This is a genomic window from Mycobacterium bulgaricum, from assembly GCF_041287165.2.
GTDB classification, from domain to species: Bacteria; Actinomycetota; Actinomycetes; order Mycobacteriales; family Mycobacteriaceae; genus Mycobacterium; species Mycobacterium bulgaricum.
Genome location: NZ_JBGGKV020000004.1, coordinates 71,910 through 91,534, shown reverse-complemented (window position 1 = coordinate 91,534; position 19,625 = coordinate 71,910). Strand labels below are relative to the sequence as shown.

At 65.8% G+C, this 19,625-nt stretch carries 18 protein-coding genes and 1 other RNA gene; 6 read left to right on the top strand and 13 right to left on the bottom strand.

Annotated features, from left to right (window positions below; translation table 11 throughout):
* The first annotated feature begins 175 nt into the window (after positions 1 to 175).
* A complete protein-coding gene (locus ACAG24_RS13600; protein ID WP_370473066.1) occupies positions 176 to 820 on the top strand; it encodes a cutinase family protein in 645 nt (214 codons plus the stop codon).
* Here the strand turns inward: ACAG24_RS13600 and ACAG24_RS13595 are convergent.
* On the bottom strand, positions 787 to 4,227 hold the full coding sequence (locus tag ACAG24_RS13595; RefSeq protein ID WP_370472760.1) for an indolepyruvate ferredoxin oxidoreductase family protein: 3,441 nt from the start codon (positions 4,225 to 4,227) through the stop codon (positions 787 to 789). The two genes, ACAG24_RS13600 and ACAG24_RS13595, sit on opposite strands and share 34 nt — an antisense overlap.
* Before the next feature lie 140 nt (positions 4,228 to 4,367).
* Between ACAG24_RS13595 and ACAG24_RS13590 the strand changes: the two genes are divergently transcribed.
* Positions 4,368 to 4,853, top strand: coding sequence for an Lrp/AsnC family transcriptional regulator (locus ACAG24_RS13590; protein ID WP_370472759.1), 486 nt, complete (start codon positions 4,368 to 4,370; stop codon positions 4,851 to 4,853).
* A gap of 5 nt (positions 4,854 to 4,858) precedes the next feature.
* Here the strand turns inward: ACAG24_RS13590 and ACAG24_RS13585 are convergent, their stop codons facing one another.
* Positions 4,859 to 5,836, bottom strand: a complete 978-nt coding sequence (locus ACAG24_RS13585; protein WP_370472758.1) for an LmeA family phospholipid-binding protein — start codon at positions 5,834 to 5,836, stop codon at positions 4,859 to 4,861.
* Between the two features lie 156 nt (positions 5,837 to 5,992).
* Between ACAG24_RS13585 and ACAG24_RS13580 the strand changes: the two genes are divergently transcribed.
* From ACAG24_RS13580 to ACAG24_RS13570, 3 genes are all read left to right on the top strand, one after another.
* A complete protein-coding gene (locus tag ACAG24_RS13580; RefSeq protein ID WP_370472757.1) occupies positions 5,993 to 7,036 on the top strand; it encodes a cupin domain-containing protein in 1,044 nt (347 codons plus the stop codon).
* 323 nt (positions 7,037 to 7,359) lie between these two features.
* Positions 7,360 to 7,971, top strand: coding sequence for a cutinase family protein (locus ACAG24_RS13575; RefSeq protein WP_370473065.1), 612 nt, complete (start codon positions 7,360 to 7,362; stop codon positions 7,969 to 7,971).
* 54 nt (positions 7,972 to 8,025) lie between these two features.
* Entirely contained in the window at positions 8,026 to 9,153 is a 1,128-nt protein-coding gene (locus tag ACAG24_RS13570) for an ABC transporter substrate-binding protein (RefSeq protein ID WP_370472756.1), read from the top strand.
* Here the strand turns inward: ACAG24_RS13570 and ACAG24_RS13565 are convergent.
* The 4 genes from ACAG24_RS13565 to ACAG24_RS13550 all read right to left on the bottom strand — a co-directional run bounded on the left by ACAG24_RS13565 (position 9,146) and on the right by ACAG24_RS13550 (position 13,009).
* On the bottom strand, positions 9,146 to 10,513 hold the full coding sequence (locus ACAG24_RS13565; protein WP_370472755.1) for an FAD-dependent oxidoreductase: 1,368 nt from the start codon (positions 10,511 to 10,513) through the stop codon (positions 9,146 to 9,148). The two genes, ACAG24_RS13570 and ACAG24_RS13565, sit on opposite strands and share 8 nt — an antisense overlap.
* 11 nt (positions 10,514 to 10,524) lie before the next feature.
* Positions 10,525 to 11,124 carry a DUF998 domain-containing protein gene (locus tag ACAG24_RS13560; protein ID WP_370472754.1) on the bottom strand — a complete coding sequence of 200 codons (600 nt, stop codon included), beginning with the start codon at positions 11,122 to 11,124 and terminating at the stop codon, positions 10,525 to 10,527.
* Positions 11,125 to 11,171: 47 nt separating this feature from the next.
* The gene (locus ACAG24_RS13555) at positions 11,172 to 11,459 is read right to left on the bottom strand and encodes a GlsB/YeaQ/YmgE family stress response membrane protein (protein WP_370472753.1); all 288 of its coding nucleotides are present in this window, start codon (positions 11,457 to 11,459) and stop codon (positions 11,172 to 11,174) included.
* Positions 11,460 to 11,581: 122 nt separating this feature from the next.
* On the bottom strand, positions 11,582 to 13,009 hold the full coding sequence (locus ACAG24_RS13550; protein ID WP_370472752.1) for a DUF2252 domain-containing protein: 1,428 nt from the start codon (positions 13,007 to 13,009) through the stop codon (positions 11,582 to 11,584).
* Between the two features lie 126 nt (positions 13,010 to 13,135).
* On the opposite strand from ACAG24_RS13550, the gene ACAG24_RS13545 reads away from it, so the two are divergent.
* A complete protein-coding gene (locus ACAG24_RS13545; protein ID WP_370472751.1) occupies positions 13,136 to 13,798 on the top strand; it encodes a dihydrofolate reductase family protein in 663 nt (220 codons plus the stop codon).
* On the opposite strand, the gene ACAG24_RS13540 is transcribed toward ACAG24_RS13545, so the two are convergent.
* The 7 genes from ACAG24_RS13540 to smpB all read right to left on the bottom strand — a co-directional run bounded on the left by ACAG24_RS13540 (position 13,761) and on the right by smpB (position 19,625).
* Positions 13,761 to 14,495 (bottom strand): hypothetical protein, encoded by a 735-nt coding sequence (locus tag ACAG24_RS13540; RefSeq protein WP_370472750.1) that lies wholly within the window; start codon positions 14,493 to 14,495, stop codon positions 13,761 to 13,763. The two genes, ACAG24_RS13545 and ACAG24_RS13540, sit on opposite strands and share 38 nt — an antisense overlap.
* A gap of 142 nt (positions 14,496 to 14,637) precedes the next feature.
* Positions 14,638 to 14,928, bottom strand: a complete 291-nt coding sequence (locus ACAG24_RS13535; RefSeq protein ID WP_370472749.1) for a hypothetical protein — start codon at positions 14,926 to 14,928, stop codon at positions 14,638 to 14,640.
* A gap of 39 nt (positions 14,929 to 14,967) precedes the next feature.
* Positions 14,968 to 15,195 carry a hypothetical protein gene (locus ACAG24_RS13530; RefSeq protein WP_370472748.1) on the bottom strand — a complete coding sequence of 76 codons (228 nt, stop codon included), beginning with the start codon at positions 15,193 to 15,195 and terminating at the stop codon, positions 14,968 to 14,970.
* Positions 15,196 to 15,398: 203 nt separating this feature from the next.
* Positions 15,399 to 15,767, bottom strand: a transfer-messenger RNA (tmRNA) gene (gene ssrA / locus ACAG24_RS13525).
* Between the two features lie 83 nt (positions 15,768 to 15,850).
* Positions 15,851 to 18,103: a putative bifunctional diguanylate cyclase/phosphodiesterase gene (locus ACAG24_RS13520; protein WP_370473064.1), complete on the bottom strand. Its 2,253-nt coding sequence runs from the start codon at positions 18,101 to 18,103 to the stop codon at positions 15,851 to 15,853.
* A gap of 116 nt (positions 18,104 to 18,219) precedes the next feature.
* Positions 18,220 to 19,131: an EamA family transporter gene (locus ACAG24_RS13515; RefSeq protein ID WP_508506429.1), complete on the bottom strand. Its 912-nt coding sequence runs from the start codon at positions 19,129 to 19,131 to the stop codon at positions 18,220 to 18,222.
* Positions 19,128 to 19,625 (bottom strand): SsrA-binding protein SmpB, encoded by a 498-nt coding sequence (smpB, locus tag ACAG24_RS13510; protein ID WP_370472746.1) that lies wholly within the window; start codon positions 19,623 to 19,625, stop codon positions 19,128 to 19,130. The genes ACAG24_RS13515 and smpB overlap by 4 nt, the downstream gene beginning before the upstream one ends.

Here is a 19,625-nt window from a genome sequence, read left to right as displayed (position 1 = left end):
ATCGCATGATGAATCGCCGCTGCCCGGGTGTGGCAGGAGTGAATAATGTGACCAATGGGTACGTGATCCCGGTCAGCACCAGTAACCGCGCCAGGTCGAGGAGAGGCCCGTGGCTGTCTGCACCACCACCGCGCGAGCGCGCCGACAGTTGCTCGCCGCGGCATCGGCGCTCACCATGCTCGCCACCACCGCAACGTTGACCGCCCCGCAATCGGTGGCGGCGCCGCGCTGCAACGACATCGAGATCGTCTTCGCCCGCGGCACCGACGAGCCACCCGGCCTCGGTGTCGTCGGCAGGTCACTTGTCGAGACGTTGCGACCCATGGTGAAAGGGCAGTCGATCGGCACCTACGCGGTGAAGTACCCGGCATCGTGGGATTTCGCCCAGGTGGCCGCGGGCGCCAACGACGCCAGCACACGTGTACAGACCATCGCCAAGTACTGCCCCGACAGCAAGATCGTGATGGGCGGTTACTCGCAGGGCGCGGCGGTCATCGACGTCGTCGCGACCGCACCCGTCGCGGGCCTCGGCTATACCGCACCGCTGCCGCTGGCGGTGGTGCCCCACGTCGCCGCGATCGCCGTCTTCGGGAACCCATCGGCGCGCTTCGGCAGACCGCTGACCGTCCTGAGCCCGGATTTCGGCGCCAGGACCGCAGACCTGTGCAACACGGGCGACCCGATCTGTTCGCGCGGCGACGATTTCGACGCACACGTGCGCTACCCGCAGTCCGGCCTGGTGAAGCTGGCCGCCCAGTGGATCACCAAACATGTGCAGCAGCGGGTTCAGAGCCCCAATTCACACAATCGGGTGCGATAGGCATCGACGCTGGCGAGCTTGATGTCTTCGTAGCCGCGCACCATGTCGGTCAGGCCGGCCACCTCGACGGCGCGATCGTAGTTGCTGTCGTCGAGTTCGCCGGCGAGCCGTGTCACGATGCCGACGTATTCGGCGAGCAGTTCCCGTTCGACCCTGCGGACATGTGCGTAGCCGAATGGATCGAACGCGGTTCCGCGCAGTCGCTTGCCCTTCGCCAGAACACGCAGCGCGACGTGGCTTCTCGGTCCCAGCCCGATCTTCGACGTGCGGCCCAGCGCCCGCAACGTCGGCGGGTGCAGCTTGTAGGTGAGCTTCTCGCCTCCCGGCACTTCCGACCTCACCTGGTCGAGGAACTGCGGATCGGTGAGCAGCCGGGCCACCTCGTACTCGTCCTTGTATGCGGTGAACTTGTACAACCCTCTCGCCACCGCCTCGCTGAACTCGGTGCGAGCGCCGACGGCCCGCTCCGCGGTCCAGATCTGTTCCATCACCGCCACATATCGCCGTGCGACCTTGTCGTTGCCGTACGCGACGAGGTCGGCCGCGCGTCGCGCGACGAGATCGCCGACGTGACCAGTGAAAGAGGTGCCCGCCAGCACGTGCGCCGGCGCGGAGACGACGCGTCGCTCGGGCACGGGCGAGACCACGTCGTGGAAGTGCGCCGGGTCGGCGATCGCGATACGACCCCAGCGGAATGCGGCGATGTTCGCGGCGACGGCGACACCGTTGATCTCGATGGCCTCCTCGACCGCCATTGCCGGAATACGCAGCGCCCCGCTCTGATACGCGGCGCCGATCAGCAGGAAGTTCGCTGCCGCGGTGTCGCCGAACAGGGCCTGCGCGGCTGCCAGGGCGTCGAAAGATTGCACGCCGTGCGACACCCGGCCCAGCCGGTCGAGCAGATATGCCGTGTCGGGGTACGCAATCGTCTTGTCGTACACCATGTCTCCGGTGGGGGTCTTACTCGTCGACGCCACCGACACCGTCTTCGCCGGATCTCCGTACCCGAGGTTCTTCGGGTCGGTAGCGACCAGCAGGTCGAACGCCACGATGCAATCCGCGCTGCCGGGAGTGATCCGATTGGCGGGATCGAGTTTGTGCGCGGCGAAACGCAGGTGTGAGACCACCGGCCCCGCTTTCTGACTCAAGCCGATCTGGTCGAGGCTCTCCACGTCGTAACCGGCGCGCAGCGCCGCGGTGGCGAGCACCTGATTCACCGTCACGATGCCGGTGCCACCGATCCCGGCGAAGAACACATTGTGCGTGGACGTGATCGGCTCCACCTCCAGTTCGGGCAGCGCCGGCGGCGGCACCTGTTTCGGTGCCGGCTTCTTCCCGGTCACCTCGACAGTGACGAAGGACGGGCAGTCACCGTCGAGGCAGCTGTAGTCCGTGTTGCAGGACGTCTGATCGATGCGGGTTTTGCGGCCGAACTCGGTGTCGACAGGTTGCACGGAAAGACAATTCGACTTCACGCCGCAGTCGCCGCACCCTTCACAGACCGCCTCGTTGATGAGCACCCGGGTGGTACGCGGTGGCAGACTGCCACGTTTGCGCTGTCTGCGCGCGTCGGCGGCACAGTGCTGGTCGTAGATCAGGACCGTCACCCCCTTCACCTCCCGCAGCGCCTTCTGGGCCTCGTCGAGGCGATCCCGGTGCCACACCAGCGTGCCCTTGGCCAGCGTCCGCTTTCGGTGTCGCCGCGGTTCCTCGGCGCAGATGATGATCTGTTGCACGCCCTCGTATTTCAGTTTGTGCGTCAGGGTCGCGACCGCCAGCGCCCCTTCGGCGTGCTGGGCGCCCGTCATCGCGACGACGTCGTTGTAGAGCAGCTTGTAGGTGATGTTCACGCCCGCGGCGACGCAGGCCTGAACCGCCAACTGGCCGGAGTGGAAGAACGTGCCGTCGCCGATGTTCTGGAACAAGTGCGGGATGTCGGTGAACGGTGCCTGACCGATCCACTGGCTGCCTTCGCCGCCCATCTGGGTGAGCCCGGTGACGGCGCTGTCCTTGCGTCCGGACATCGTCACCATGGTGTGACAGCCGATGCCGCCGCCGGCCAGCGATCCGTTGGGGACAGCGGTCGACCGGTTGTGAGGACATCCGCTGCAGAAGTGCGCCGTGCGTTGCGCGGGAAGGACTTCGAGGGTCAACGGCGGCGGTGGCGGCTTCTTGAGGTCGAGGCGCGTGCCGAGGACGCTTCGCAGCGGCGCGAGCAGACGGCCGGCGGTCAGCTCGCCGCCCGCGGGGATCAGCAGACGTCCCTGCGCGTCCTTCTTGCCGACGATGGCCGGCGCCCCGGGCCGGCCGTACAGGATCTCCCGCATCTGCGTCTCGACGAACGCGGTCTTGTCCTCGACGACGAGGATTTCGTCGAGCCCTGCGGCGAACGCGGTGACCGTGTCGGGACCCAGCGGGGTGGGCATGCCGATCCGCAGCAACCGCACGCCGGCGTGGCGCAGTGCGAAGTCGTCGGCGCCGAGATCGGACAGTGCCTGCCGCACCGAGTCGAAAGCGGTTCCAGTGGCCGCGATTCCGATGCGTGCGTCCGGAGGGTCGAGCTCGATGGTGTCGAGGCGGTTGGCAGCGCCGTAGGCCCGGACGACTTCCGCGCGGGGGCCGTACAGGTCGGCCTCGGCCAGCAGGCTGTCGGCGGGGGCCGCCATCGGGCGCTGTCGGTACACGAACGGCTCTCCGTCCCAAATGATTTCGGGGACGACGATGTCGACGTCGAGGTCGTGCGCGTCCACCGACCACGCACCGTCGGCGACGTCGGCAACGATTTTGAGTGCCACCACGCAGCCCGACGCCCTCGACAACGCGATCCCGTGCATCGCCATCGTGACGATTTCGCGAGCGTTGCGCGGGAACAGCACCGGGATGCCGAGTGCGGCCAGGGACCGCTCGCTCACGGCGGGCACCGTGGACGACTTCGACGCCGGGTCGTCGCCGACGAGCAGCAGCATGCCGCCGCGGGGGTTGGCGCCGTACATGTTCGCGTGCCGGAGCGCGTCGGTCGCGCGGTCGAGCCCGGGGCCCTTGCCGTACCAGACCCCGACCACACCGTCGTGCGTCGGCGTGCCCGCTCCGAGCTCTGTCTGGCTCCCCCACACTGACGTCGCGGCGAGTTCTTCGTTGAGGCCGGGCACAAAGGTGATGTCGTGTGCGCTCAGCACGTCGGGCATCCCGGCCAGCATGCGGTCGACCCCGCCGAGCGGACTGCCCTGATAACCCGAGACGAACGTCGCCGTCCGCTGTCCGGCCCGGGCGTCACGCACGTGCTGTTCGACGAGCGCGCGGGCGATCGCCTGAACGCCCGTCAGCAGCACCGCTCCTGATCCGGCGCGATAGCGGTCGCCGAGTTCGTAGGCACTTCGGTCCGGTCGGCGGATGTCCAAATCCGTCATCAGGGGTTCACCACCTCGGCTATCGCTGGGCGTAATGCTGCTTCAAGCGTGGCATTGCTTTACAAACTGAGCAAGCATTGCGATTCGTATTGAGCATGTTGCCCAGAACTAAGCAAGTGTGACGTGCGATACTGTGCGACATGGCGAAGTTGGACCGCACCGATGCCCGACTGCTGCTCGCGCTGTGCGACGCGCCGAGGGCTACGGGCGTGCAACTGGCGGCAAAACTCAATCTGGCACGCAACACCGTGCAGGCCCGGCTGGCGCGCTGGGATCAGGAGAAGGTTCTCGCCCCCATCGACCGGTGCGTTTCACCGCGTGATCTGGGCTATCCGTTGAAGGCGTTCATCACCGTCGTGGTCGATCAGCACAAACTCGAGGACGTCATCGCCGAACTGGAGACTGTCACCCAGATCACGCAGGTGACCGGACTTTCAGGCGCGGCCGATCTGCTGGTCGGTGTCGTCGCGACCGACGCCGACGACCTGTATCGCGTCGCGGGCCTGGTTCTCGCAGTCCCCGGCGTCGAACGCACGACGATGTCGGTCGCGATGCACGAGGTCGTCGCCTACCGCACCCGACCCCTCCTCGAGGAGCTGGCGCGGGGACGCGGAAACGGTGGCTGATACGCCTAGAGGCGCGCGAAACAGGCGTTGGTCTCTTCGTTCGGGATCGACGCGTTCTGGCTGGAAAACGTTCCGACGACTCCGGTTTCGGTGACCTCGACACTGTCTGCCTCGATTCCGAGCGGATAGTTGTCGTTGAGCTTCCTGGTCAGGTCGTCAAGCGCCGATTGCACCGTGTCCTTCGGGAACGGCCCCGCAACCTCGAGCACTTCGAGATTCAGATCGCCCTGTGCGACAACGGGTTTGGCTGTGACGCTGGAGTCGCCCGCGTCCATCACGATCGTGCCGGCCGCCGGGTCGGTCCTGACACCGGTGACCAAGGCGCCGACGACGGGCAGGTTCTCGGCGACGGTGTCCTTGATGCCCGCCGATGTCCACGTCAGCGTCGCGTCCAACGATCCGATGACGCCTTGGGAGTTGCCGGAATCTTGAAGGCGGACGTCGCGGAGCGTGACGTCCGCCGTCATCCCTTGCGCCGATTGAACGCGGTCACCTGCCGTCTCGACCGAGATGTTCGTATAGTGGCCGGTGATGTGCTGCCACAGGAACGGCGGATTCACGCCGTAGGAGATCGTCGCACCGTCCTCCACAACGCATTCGGCCACGGCGACGAGGATGTCGTCGGCGCGATGGCGGGCGTAGAGCTCGGCGCCCGCGAGCCCGCCGGCCAACACCGCGACCACGATGACCGCAAGCAGGATCGTCGTCTGCCGATTGAAAAACGTTGCGCGGCTCGATTTTTGCGCACTGGGGGCCGGTGCAGGCTGTCGCGGCCGGGCAGCCGGTGGTGGCGGTGGTGGTGGTAACCGTCGGATCTTCTCGGTGGGGACCGCGTCCACGGGCCGGGCCGGCCGGGCGCGAAACTGTTCGGTTGGGGAATCGGGTCCGCCGGGACGCGGAAGCCGACGCGTCGCCGGGTCGGGTGGCGGCGCCCCGCGGCCACGCCAGCCAGGATCTCCTGGGCGTCGCGGGGGGTTCGTCACCTGCGCGATTCTGCCTCATCGGCCAGTGCCGGCGGGAAAGGTTCTGCGATGAATTACCGCCAGCAGGTAGGGCGAAGGTCGGCCAGCGTCCATGACAGCGCACGTTGAACGGAGCAGAGTTGTCAGCACCAGTGAGCATTCGGTCAGGAGGACACCATGACAACGTCCATCACGCGCAGCAGCCATACCGCGTCCTTGCATGACGGCGAGATCGTCGAGGAGTCCGACCTCGGTTCGATGCGGCGCGTCACCGCCGACAACCTCCCGATTCTACAGGGATTGTCGATCAAGCGGGTCCTGCTCAACCCGGGTGCGATGCGCACCCCGCACTGGCATGCCAACGCCAACGAACTCACCTACTGCGTCCGAGGAACCGCCCTGGTGTCGATCCTCGACGACCACAGCAGCTTCTCGACTTTCATCGTGACCGCAGGCCAGATGTTCCACGCCGCCTCCGGCTCGCTGCACCACATCGAGAACATCGGCGAGGACGTCGCGGAGTTCATCATCGCGTTCCGCAACGAGCGACCCGAGGACTTCGGCTTGGGCGCCACGCTCGGCGCGTTCTCCGATGCGGTGCTCGGCAACACCTACGATCTACCCGCTGCCGACATGGCCAGGATTCGCCGCGATACGCGCGACCACAAACTCGCGGCCCGCGTCGGTGCGCCTGACATTCCCGCGAAGGCGTACTTCAATGACCCGCACAAATTTGACATCGAAGCGCAGGCACCGGGATTGAACTACGTCAGCGGCAATGCCCGTTTCGCGCGCAACCAGTTCTGGCCTGTCTTGAAGGACATGTCGATGTACTCGCTGCGTGTCGCCGAAGACGGCATGCGCGAACCGCACTGGCATCCCGTCACCGCCGAGATGGGGTACGTGCAGCATGGCGACGCCCGAATGACGATCATGAATCCCGACGGCACGCTGGACACCTGGACGATGACCACCGGGGATATGTATTTCATCCCCCGCGCCTACCCTCACCACATCGAGAACATCGGCACCGACGAGTGGCACTTCCTGATCTTCTTCGACCAGCCGTTTCCCGCCGACATCGGATACCGCGCGTCGGCGAGCGCCTACTCACGGGAGGTGCTCGCCGCTGCCTTCGACGCCCACATCGACGATCTGCCCGAATTTCCTTTCACCCCATCCGATCCACTGATCGTGCCGCGCATCAACCCGCTGGACTGAACCACCCCGTGTCAGCGAACTGAGATTCCCGGTCGTGCATCGCGCAGAAATCACGACCATGGATCTGGGTTCGCGTCGCAGCACGTTTTGAGCGTGCCCCCGCCAGACATCTGTGCCACCATCGAAGCGTGGGATTGTCAGACTGTCTAACTGGTGTCGCACGCCCCGCGATGGCCGTCGCCGCCAGCCTCGTGATCATGCCGTTCCTCCCGCCGCAGGCCTCGGCGCAGCCGTTACCGGCTCCCCCGCCCCCGCCGCCCCCGGCGCCTGCCGGCCTCGGCCCCGCGCCCGGTCCGGCCCCGCCGCCTGCAGCACCGTTGCCGATGGGCACCCCCGGCTGCCCGGATGTCGAGGTCGTCTTCGCGCGCGGAACGACTGAAGCGCCCGGCCTCGGGGCGATGGGCCAGGCGTTCGTCGACGATCTTCAGACCAAACTCGGCGGCAAGGCCGTGCGCGTGTACGCGGTCGACTACCCGGCCAGTCCCGACTTCCCGACCGCCGTTCAGGGCATCACCGACGCGAGCACACACGTGCAGGAGATCGCGATGAACTGCCCCGAGACCAAGCTGGTGCTCGGCGGCTACTCCCAGGGGGCGGCCGTCATGGGTTTCGTGACAACCGAATTGATCCCTGACGGGGTGTCCGCGTCCGAAGTTCCCCAACCGATGCCCGCCGACATCGCCGACCATGTGGCGGCGGTGACGCTGCTCGGCACGCCGTCGGCGCGGTTCATGGACGTGATCAAGCAGCCGCCGGTGACGATCGGCACGCTCTACCAGCCGAAGACCATCGAGCTGTGCGTTCCCAATGATTTCGTCTGCTCGGCAGGCAACGACCTTGGCGCGCATGCCAGGTACATCTCCGACGGCCTGGTGACACAGGCCGCCGACTTCGCCGTCAGCAAATTGGCGGAGAGTCCTGCCACAGGCGGATAGTCGCGATAGGGTTCCCTCGCTGAGTTGGGTCCAGCTCTTTCGAAAGGGTCGGCAATGGCCAGATCACGGTTCTTCGCGCTCACCGCCACCGCGCTCGTGGCCTTCGGGCTTGCGGCATGCGCTCCGCCGGAGAGAGAGGAAAGCGGCAGCCAGACCGAGTCCGGCGTGAACGCCAGAGAAGCCACCTCAGCTGAGGACTTCGGCGGCATGGAAGGCCTCGTCGAAGCCGCCAAAGTCGAAGGCGAACTGAATGTCATTGCGCTGCCGCCAGATTGGGCGAATTACGCGGAGATCATCAGCACGTTCTCCGAGAAGTACGGCATCAAGGTGAACTCCGCACAGCCCGACGCGAACAGCCAGGACGAGATCAACGCCGCCAATCAGCAGAAGGGGCGCAGCACCGCGCCCGACGTCTTCGATCTGGGCCAGGCGATCGCGCTGGCGAACACGTCGATGTTCGCGCCGTACAAGGTCGCGACATTCGACGACATCCCCGACGAATTCAAGGATCCCGACGGCATCTGGGTCAACGACTACGGCGGCTATATGTCGATCGGTTACGACTCTTCGAAGGTCCCGGAGATCACCGGTGTCAACGATCTTCTGAAGCCTGAGTTCCAGGGCAAGGTCGCGTTGAACGGAGATCCCACCACCGCGAGCGCCGCCGCCAACGGCGTGCTGATGGCGTCGATCGCCAACGGGGGTTCCGCCGATGACATCGCACCCGGTGTCGACTTCTTCAGGCGGTTGAACGACGCCGGCAACTTCCTGCCCGTCGATCCGACACCCGCGACCATCGAAGCCGGCCAGACGCCCGTCGTCATCGACTGGGACTACCTGAATTCGGCTGAGACGAAGAAGATCCCGACGTGGAAGGTGTTCGTTCCCAACGATGCCCTGGTCGGCGGTTACTACTTCCAGGCCATCAACAAGGACGGTCCGCACCCGGCGGCTGCGCGCCTGTGGCAGGAGTTCCTCTACAGCGACGAGGGCCAGAATCTGTACCTGAAGGGATTGGCCAGACCTGTTCGGGCCGAGCAGATGGCCGAGGCGGGCACCGTCGACAAGGCGTCGTTCGACGCACTGCCCGCCGTCGACGGGACCCCGGTGCTGCCGACCAACGAGCAGAGCACCAAGAACGCCGAATTCCTCGGCGCCAACTGGGCTGCAGCAGTCAGCTGATCCTGACGTCCTGACGGATCAGTTCCTTCTGGACGGCGGCGATGTCGACCTCGGCCAGATCCCGATCTGAGCGCAAAGACATCGCGGCCGCCACACCGGCGCCCTGTCCGGTGACCGCGCAGCACGACATGTTGCGGGTCGCGGCGTGGGCGATGCGGTCGCCACCGGTGGCCCGCCCGGCAACGATCAAGTGCCGCACCGACTTCGGCAGCAGCGACCGATACGGAATCTGCAGATAGCGCCCCGTCGTCGGCAACACCAGCACGCCGTAGCCGTCGATGAATTCGGGGTAGATGCCGATGGTGTCGTCGAACCGGCCCTGCTCGCGCACGTCGACTTCGGTCAGGTTGTAGACGGCGTCGATCTTGCGGGTGTCGCGCACCCCGATCGTCATCCCGAAGTTTCGCAGCCTGGCTGCCTCGCAACCCGGTGTGTAGCGGCGCAGGGCCTCGATCGCCAGCATCGCCTGCCGGCGGCCCTCGATCTCGAAGCGGGTGAGGCTGTCGGGATCGGTGCCGTCGCAGCCCGACAGGTGAACGAGGTTCATGTAGGTGAGCTCGCCGGTGTCGTGCATGGCCCCCCATGTCCCCCCGATGGTGTTGAGATCCGCGGGAAGCACGCCGTCCCTGATGGCCTTCGCAAATGGCTTCTCCAGATAGGGCGAATACCGGTCGGCGTCCTTGGGGTCGATGTCGTCGGCGGCGAATTCCCCTGCCGCCCAGTCGCGATACGTCTGCGGATCATCGGCCACCCCTCGGAGGAATGCCGCCTTGTCGACGCCCGCCAGGTGGAACATCACTGAGGCGGCCATCATCTGCTCGACGGGCGTCTTACGCACAGGAGCGCCTGCGCGGGTCGCCACATCGGCATCCCCCGTGGCATCGATGACCCGGCGCGCCAAAATCGCCTCCCGGCCTGCTTTGGATTCGGTGATGATGCCGATGATGGTGTCGCCCTCCATCAGCGGTGCCACGAATTGGCGGTGCAGCATCGCATGGATGCCGGCTTCCTCGACCAGCCGGTCGGCGACGAGCTTGAAGCCTTCGGAATCGAGTTCGTAAGACAGGGACTGACTTTCGGGCACGGCTGCCCCCATGTCTCTGGCCCGCCGCTCGAACTCCCACCCGAGGCCGCCGGCCTCCACCGTCTGCTCGTGCCGGTACCAGGCGAAGCCCTCGACGCCGACGGCGGTGATGTTGCCGCCGAAGCAGCCGAACCGTTCGACCAGAGCCACGTCGACGCCGGCGCGCGCCGCCGCCAGCGCTGCGGCAAGACCGCCGGGGCCCGAACCGACGACCACGACGTCGGCCTCGTGGATGACGTCGATCTCGCGACTCGGCTCGGTGATGGTGCGGGTCATGACGCGGGATACTAGCCCCGTCGGGTGTCTGCTCTGCGAATGAAAAGTACAAACCCGGCGAGCAGTTCCCAGGCGATGATCGGATAGACGGACGCCCGCTCGACGAGTCCGGGCGGCAGGACCCGTGACCCGCCGGCAATCAGCGCCAGCAGGCTCGCGATGCCGAAGCCGCCAAGGGCCATGCTCGCCCAGCTGACCCCTCGGTGTGTCCCGAAGGCGCGGCTGCCGACGCCACCCGCGATCACCGCGACGTTGCCGCCCACGATCGCGAGCCCTGCGCCCACGACATGCCAGTGTGCCTGCGCGGTCCCGCTGTGGAACGTGCCCACGAGAACGTTGCCGACGGCATTCGCGATCGCGGCGGCGACGAAGATCTGGGCAGTTCGGCTCCCCTGCGTCCGCCCTTTGGCGATCACGAGGGCGCCCGCCGCGAACAGCGACCCGTGGGCGATGAAAGCGCCGATGTTCATCAGGGGGACCACGCCGAGATCACTGATGAAGTTGCGGGCGTAGCTGTATCCGTCGACGCTCGCCGCCGCGATCGCCTCACATAGGAGGTAGACAGACGCACCGATGAGCCAGATGACGGCCGCCAGGCGCGCGTGGTTCACTACGGCGTTTTCGCCCGTCCGCCGGGGTCGCGATTACCGCGCGGCTGTCACCGGACCGGCCGCGTCGCGGAGTTGCGTCGTCCTGTGATCCCGACGTACACGGCGATGAGGACCGTGGCGATGATGATGCCGACGAGGAACGGGATGATCTTGAACCCGCCGTTCTGGTTGGAATAGCCCAGCTTGTACGAGACCCATGTTCCGAGGAACGAGCCGAGCGCGCCCAACAGCACCGTCATGATGACGCCGATGTTCTGCATACCCGGCATGATCAGGCGCGCGAGGGCACCGACGATGAGTCCGACGACAACCGCGCCGATGATGGTTCCGATCATGTGTTCCAACCCCTCTGTAATCCCCCGTCGGGCCATCAGAGCCCTCTGAATCCGACCCGTCGCGAATACCCGGGATCACAATCCATAACCACGTGGCGTGCCGTCAGCGCAGACAGTCGTGCCTAGACGCCGCGTTCCACCGGCAGTCGTCCACTGTCGACCGCCGCCACCATCGCTGCGTGGTCGGCCTCGGTCTGATCGGCATAGCGCCGCGCGAATTCGCAGAGGGCATCGTCGACGCGTTCCGATCGGCCCATGTACCCCGCGATCATCGACGCGCCGCTCGTCCTGGCATGCCCCTTGGCCAGTAGTTGGCCGACAACACTCGTGTAGTCGATCAACGCCGCGGCGCTCATCGCGTCCAGCGGGATGGTGCCCTTCATGTTCCGGAATTGCCGGACGTAGAACTGCAGCCCGTTGACGGTGGTCCACCCCAGCAGCGGGTCGCTGACCGTCTGCAGCGCCTGCTGATACTCGACCACCCGCTGGCCCTGATGAGCGTGCCATGCGGACTCGCCGTGAACGTGGCGCGCCAGCACCGAGCGGCGGGCCTGTTTGAGCTGCAGGAACACGACGTCTTCAGGCGAAGACCCTTCCAGCAGAGCGACATAGGCGCGCAAGCCGACGCTGCCGACCCCGACCACCTTGTGCGCGACGTCGAGCAACGTGTATCCGCCCAGGACGCGACGCCAGTGCGTCGAGAGCGTCGGCAGATAGTCGTCGAGGGCACCCGCGAGCGCCTCTGCCTCCTGTTCCGGCAGCCTGGTGATCAGCGGAGGCTCCTCCACGATCCGGCGGACCCCGTCCACCTCTTCGGTGAAGCGCGGTAGCGCGCGGTCGCTCGTGCGGTGCCGGGCCCGCGCCGCCGACCGTCGCACCTCATCGGCCAGCGCGCCTGCCGTCTCACCGGCGAGCCGGTCGACGTCCAGCCGCGTGAAGGAACGGGAGAACAGCGGCTCGTCGGCGAGCCTGCGCACCTCGATGCGGTAGGACGACACGCACGACCGCACCGCGGCAGCGCAGTCGTCCTCGGAGGCGCCGTTGTGCCGGCCCGCGACCCAGATGCTGGCCACCAACCGGCGCAGGTCCCATTCCCAACCGCCGGGGTGGGCTTCGTCGAAATCGTTGAGGTCGATGACGAGATCGCGCTCGGGGGACGCGTAGAAGCCGAAATTGCCCAGGTGCGAATCGCCGCACACCACCGGCATGATGCCCGTCGCCGGCAGCCGTGCCACATCGTCGGCCATCACGACGGCGGTGCCGCGCAGAAAGCCGTACGGCGAGGCGATCATTCGACCGACGCGCACGGGGATCAGCCGTTCCAGCCTGCCCCGGTGGTTGGCCTCGACGAGGCGGATCGGGTCCGGCCGATCCGGCGGCGGGGTCCACTCGGCCAGCGACTTACGCGGCACTCGTTTGCGCAGGCTCTTGCCGAGGGCATACCGCTCCGCGCGGGTCACCGGCCGCTGCCGCAGCGAGTGATAGGCCGCGGTGTCCGTCTCGGCGAGCACGGTGTGCCTGGTCGGTTCGGGACCCGTCGCGGCGTTCATCGGGTCTATGTTGCGCCGGTCAGCGAAAAGGCGCGACAGCTTGAGGTAACGAGTTCGCCGCGATTGAGGCGCGCATGATGAGTTTCCCCGTGCGCCGGAGTCAAGAAGGTGACGAATGGAGGTGGTATGAGCAGAACCAATCTGTCGATGTCGATTTCCGCGGACGGATACGTGGCTGGACCTCACCAAAGCCGGGAGCAGCCGCTCGGAATCGGCGGCCAGGCGTTGCACCGCTGGCACATCGGACCTGATGCGGACCACCCCGTGAACCGGCAGATCGTGTCCGAGATGTTGGACGGGATGAAAGCAACGATCATGGGCCGCAACATGTTCGGGCCGATTCGCGGCGCGTGGGATTCGGACTGGCAGGGCTGGTGGGGCGACGAGCCGCCGTACCACTGCCCGGTCTTCGTGCTCACCCACCACGAGCGCGCGCCGATCGAATTGAAGGGTGGGACCACGTTTTTCTTCGTCACCGACGGCATCGAGTCGGCGTACGAACAGGCGACCGCGGTTGCCGAAGGAGGGCCGATCTCGATCGCGGGTGGGGCATCCTGCGCCCGCCAGGCCATCGCGGCGGGCATCGTCGACGAAATCGATCTTCAGCTGAGCGCGCAGATCCTGGGCTCCGGCGAGCGGCTGTTCGACGGATTCGAACCGGGCAGCCCTGACCTCGAACTCGTGCGAGTCCTCCACGCGCCCGGCGTCGCGCACCTGCGATACCGCGTCAACCGCCGGCAGAGCCGTACAGCTACTCCGGCGGCGGACACTCGATCAGCGGGCTCTTGATCTCTGCGTCGACAGGAGAGACGAGAACCGTCAAGTGTGGTTCGGCTTCGGTTTTCAGCCATGGCAGCAGGTTTGACAGAACGCCTTCGTCGATGGTGATGCAGCCCCATGTCCTGGACTGGTCGTCGCAGTGGAGGAAGATGGCGCAGCCCCAGCCTGGCCGCTTTGTGGGGTTGTGATCGACGAAGACGGCAAGGTTGTAGGCGTCCTGGTCCAGGGATTCTGTTTCCAGATCGTCGTTGTCGTCGTGCGGATCTTTGACCGCCCTGAAGTGTTCGTTGTAACGCGACGGCGGAAGGAGGGGTTCGCACCCCGCGATCTCCCGCTGGCGCCATTTCCAGCCGGTGTCCCAGTAGTCCTGTTCGCCGGCGGTGAAGTAGTTACCGAAGGAGATGTCGGGACGGTCCTTGCGGCCGAAGGTCTGGCCCAGCGCATACGAACCGAGCGGTGTCTTTCCGGTGTCGTCGTTGCCGGGGCCGACACCGTTCCAGCCCACCACAGCGTCGACCGTCTCCCCGTATTGCTGCCATTGGCGATTGTTGTTGGCGCTGTCGCTGTCGCGATACCAGGCTGACAGCTTCGCCGGTGGCCGCTTGTCATCGTCTTTCGTGCCGTCGGGCCACTCGGGATCGTAGGCCTCTGCCGTGACGACGATGACCTGCCAGCATTTTTCCGGCACCGAACCCACGAGTGGCATAGGCGCGAAGTGTACGGATCTCCGCCGAGGTCCGATGGCAACGAACACCGTTCGGCGCGTCGAAACCCATTGCGGGATTTGGTAAGCGGGGCGTCTGTAGTTGGCGGGATTCCCGACATGTCACGGCAATGACATCACTACGTCAGGCGCGTCCCCAGGCGAGATCACACATGCGTACGGCACTGGCTTCGAGATTGTTCGGGTCGTAGATCGGGTCATCCATGTTGACGGTGATGCTGCGGTCACCGCACGTTGTCGAGATCTCATTCGACCGATCCGACTCCCAGATCAGTGGGACTATCACCGACACGATGAGTCCCGCTGGCACGATCGTGCTCAGAGCCAGGCCAAGCGCGACGATGAACTTGATACCAACCGGCAGCGAAGTAAGCCAGGCCGCGAAGCCGTCCCCCCACTTTTTGTTTACCCCCATGAGCTCAGGCTAGGTCGTCGGAAGCTTTCCAGGGTCCGGTCAACGAACAAGCCACTGCTCTCCCTCGCACCGTTGGATGCTGCCGTCGACCACCTGAGCCAGTGGCAGCTTGCCGTTGTCGTGAGACTCAGCACGTATGCACTCGATAAGTTGGCGTTTCTCGTCAGCGTGCTGGACCTCTAGGTAAGCCCAGGTCAGCAAAACTCCTCCGGCAACGACGATGAACATCGTGGTGGCGTACAGCGTGATCTTGAGCTGATAGGACATCCGCCCTCCCTCCGGGCATGACGGTAACTCCGGCGGGGATGTGGATGCTGAGATCAATCTGTGGGTCTCCGAGCCTCACCTCGTTCTCTCAGCGGGGCCACGCATCTGCGACAGCCGGGCTGGCGGGGAGGACCGTAAACGGTGTTCAGCACTGCTCGGAAATGAAAGCAGGTCAGGGATTGAATCCCTGACCTGCTTCTATCCGGTGGAGCTGCCGGGAATTGAACCCGGGTCCTACGGCATTCCCTCGAGGCTTCTCCGTGCGCAGTTCGCTATGTCTCTACTCGGATCTCCTGATCACGCGAACAAGTCAGGATGACGATCCCAGTCGCTGTTTGGTGTCCCGAGAAGTTCCGCGACCGAACTTCCCGGTTGATCCCTCTAGATGACGCCAGGATCCGGGTCGAGGGCTCTCCCGGTCTGACGGACTAGCTATCGCTTAGGCAGCGAGGGCGTAGTCGCGCTGATTGGAATCGGCGCTTAATTGGTTACAACGACGCTTACGGTGGTCGGTTGTCTGCACCGGCACGCTTCCCTTGATTCGATGCGCGAAGTCGAAACCGTTCAGCCCCTTGTCTGTAAAACTTCGGCACACCCGCCGACCCTCGGCGGACACTCCATACTACCGGCCACATCAACACGGGTCGGCGAATATTTAGTCCCGATTGCACCGTCCGGTCGCGACCTGCGGCGCGTGCTCATGGATCCGGTCCTTCCATTCCTCGCTGAGCACGCTCATCGGCACCGGCTTGCCGAACAGGTGGCCTTGGGCATACTGGCATCCCGCGGTGTGCACGGTGTCGGCCTGCAGCCGTGTCTCGATGCCTTCGGCCACGACGTCCAGACCGAGATCGCTACAGAGCCCGATCACGGATCGATACAACGCGAGGTCCCGGTCGGGATCGGAACCGACGGCCAGGCTCCGGTCGAGTTTTACGATCTGCACCGGCAGCGCGTGCAGATAGGTCAGCGAGTTGTAGCCGGCCCCGAAGTCGTCCAGCGCCATCCGGACACCGATCTCGTTGAATCGCCGGATCTGCGCGGCCGCGTCGTCGAGGTCGACGATGGGCAGCGTCTCGGTGATCTCGAGCACGAGGCGATGCGGATCCATCGCGCAGTGGCTGAGGGTGTTTCGCACCTGCTCTTCGAAGCCCAGATTGCCCAGTCGCGCGGCGCCGACGTTGACGTGGATGTTCATCTCACCGAGTCCGGCCTCTTCCACTTCACGGCACGCCAGATCCAGCACCAGCGCGTCGAGCGTCGCGCCGAGTCCCGCCGATTCGGCGACCGCGACGAAAGTCTCGGGCGGGATGACGATCCCGTTCGGTGCCGTCCACCGGGCCAGCGCCTCGACGGCGACCAGCGACTCGTCGTCCAGCCGCACGACCGGCTGGTAGGCAAGGCTGAACCCCGCGGGCACCCCACCCAGGGCCTCGCGCAATGCGGCGGGAAACTCGGCACGCACACCTGCGGTCGGCTGATACACCACGGCGGTGTTCTTGCCGAGCCGTTTGCCCGCATACATCGAGATGTCGGCCTGGCGCAGCAGGTCGTCCGATGTCTGCGCGTTCCCCTGGTCGCCGGACCGAACCAGCCCCATGCTGGCGCGAACCCGCACCGACGACCCGTGGACAGGGAATGGCTCACGCAGCGCCACCCGCAGCCGGTCCGCTACGACCTCGGGCATCTCGTGGTCGCCCGCGATCAGAATGGCGAACTCATCCCCACCGATGCGGGCCAGAGTGTCCCGTGTCGTGATGCTGCGCTTGAGCCTCTCCCCGACCGCGCAGAGCAACTCGTCGCCCGCTGCGTGGCCGAACCGGTCGTTGACCTCCTTGAAGTCATCGAGGTCGACGAAGATGAGCACAAAGCCGCCATCTCTCATCGCCTGGTCGAGGCGCTGCGCGAACAGCAGGCGGTTCGGTAGTCCCGTCAACGCATCGTGTAGTACCTGGTGCGCGAGTCCGCGTTGGGCCTCGTAGAGGCGACGGGTCAACAGACGCTGCGCGCCCATCGCCGCGATCTGCCTGGCCGCGACGAGGATGACCATCACGAGGGTGGTCGATACCACCACGGCGTCGAGAATGTGCCCCGTCAAGACGTGGTAAGACAGCAGGATCGTGATCCCGAGGAACCCCGTGTAGGGCAGGATCAGCTGTGCCCAGTCCATCGGCCGGAAGCGCTTTGTGGTAACCGACCGCTCCCTCCTCTCGCGCATCGACAGCGCGATGAACAGGGGCCCGAGTACGACGCCGATGCCGCCCCAGCTCTGGGCGTAGGGTGCGCCGACGGAGTCGAAATACGCGACAACCCGATCGGACGCCACGATCACGACGAAACCGCAGGCCAATTGCAGGTAGTTCGACCTGTACGGGCGATCGGCCGAATACATCATGCCGACCACCGCGGCGAAGACGACCAGGACGAGCTGCCCCACCGCGTATGCGATCTCCACCGCCGGGTGGCCGGACTGGGGCCACGAAAAAGTCGAGAATGCACCGAACCGGCCGACGATCACCAGCAGCGCGAAGGACGCCGCGGCGACGCCGCCGTCGAGCACCGTGATGAGCGCCAGATGACGCAGGGAGCTGTCCGCGGGCACCTCGACGCCGCGAGCGGCGACGGCGAGAACCACCACCGAAGCGGTGGCCAGAAACAGAAACAGCCAGTAGGAGGTCACCCACGTCGACGCGGGCAAGCCGCCGGCGCGGTTCCACCACGCGATCTCGCCGACCGTCAGACAGATGACCGCGCCAACCGCCAACAACCGCCAGGTTCGCGCACTTCCGTTGACCCGGCGCGCCACGATCAGCCCGTAGACCACCGCCACCGCAGCCGTGCAGACCTGTAGGACGCTGTCGATTTTGAACGCCGTCTCGTCCCCCCAGAACGCGAACGCGTTCATCATCACCAGCGCGGTGGCGGTGACGAGGAGAACGATGCGAATGCGGTAACCGCTGACGGCGCGACCCCCTATCCCCCCGCGAGGCACAACTTCTTCTGGTTGCCCTCAAACCGTGGCGCCTAACCGGCCGCGATCATGACAACCGCAGCAAGCGCCAACGCCATGCCGACCGACTGCATGCGGGTCACTCGCTCGCGCAGCACCGCAATCGCCAAGATCACCGTCGCCGCAGGATAGAGCGCCACAAGTACACCGGCTAGCGACAATAATGACGACTGCAGGGCCAGTAGCGTGGCGATATTGGCAACCGAGTCGAGCACGCCGGCGAACAACGCCAGCCGCAGTGGCACGCCCCGCTCGAATACCAGGTTCGCTGTCGCAAGTGCGGCAATAAAAACAATCGCAGTGGCTGCCATCCGGCCGAAGACCAGGGGCCACAGGTTCGCCTCGGGCGGGACCTGGTCGAGGACAACGAAATTCATCCCGAAGGCGACTCCGGAACCGACGGTCAGCAGCGCCACCTTGGGCGTGAAGCGGTGCGGCCTGACGACCCCATCGGTGTTTTCTGCTCTTCGCGCAAGCGGCTCATCGGTGTTTTCTGCTCTTCGCGCCAGCGGCTCATCGCCACTGTCCCGGCTGACCAACACCACCGCCACCAGCGCCAGCAGGACGCCGGCTGCGGCCCACACACCCGGGCGCTCCCCCAGCGCGAGACCGGCTGCCACCGGTATGCCCGCCACCAACACCGCCGTCAGCGGGGACACCACCGAGATCGGCCCCGCGCCCAGTGCCGCGTAGAACCACCACACGCCGAACGCCTGGGCCACCCCGGCAAGCAGCCCCCATGCCACCGCCTGCGTACTGAGCTGGCCCCCTGCCATGAAGGCGACGGCCGTCAGCAGTATCAGCGCCAGCGGATAGGAGACGACCACCACCCGCAGGGCGGCGACCCGGCGCGAGGCGATACCCCCGACGAAGTCGCTGACGCCGTAGCCCAACGCCGCGACGAGCGCGCTGAGGATGCCCGTCAGGACGTCATGCCCTTGACCCGGCGACCGAGCTCGCGGGTGACCTCGCGTTCCGCGTCGCGGCGGGCCATGTCCTGGCGCTTGTCGTGGGCCTGCTTACCGCGTGCCAGTGCCAATTCGACCTTCACCTTGCCGCCGGTGAAATACAGCGACAGTGGAACCAGGGTGAGATTGCCGTCGCGGATCTTGCCCACCAGATTGTCGATCTCCCGGCGATGCAGCAGCAGCTTGCGGTTGCGTCTCGGCGCGTGATTCGTCCACGTGCCGTGGTGATATTCGGGGATGTGCAGGTTGCGAAGCCAGATCTCCCCGTCGTCGACGGTGGCGAACGCATCGGCCAGCGACGCCGTCCCGTCCCGCAGGCTCTTCACCTCGGTGCCCACCAGCGCGACGCCGGCCTCGTAGGTCTCCAAGATCGAATAGTTGTGCCGAGCCTTGCGATTGGACGCCACAACCTGGTTGTTGCTGTCCTTGCTGGACTTGGCTTTCTTGGACAC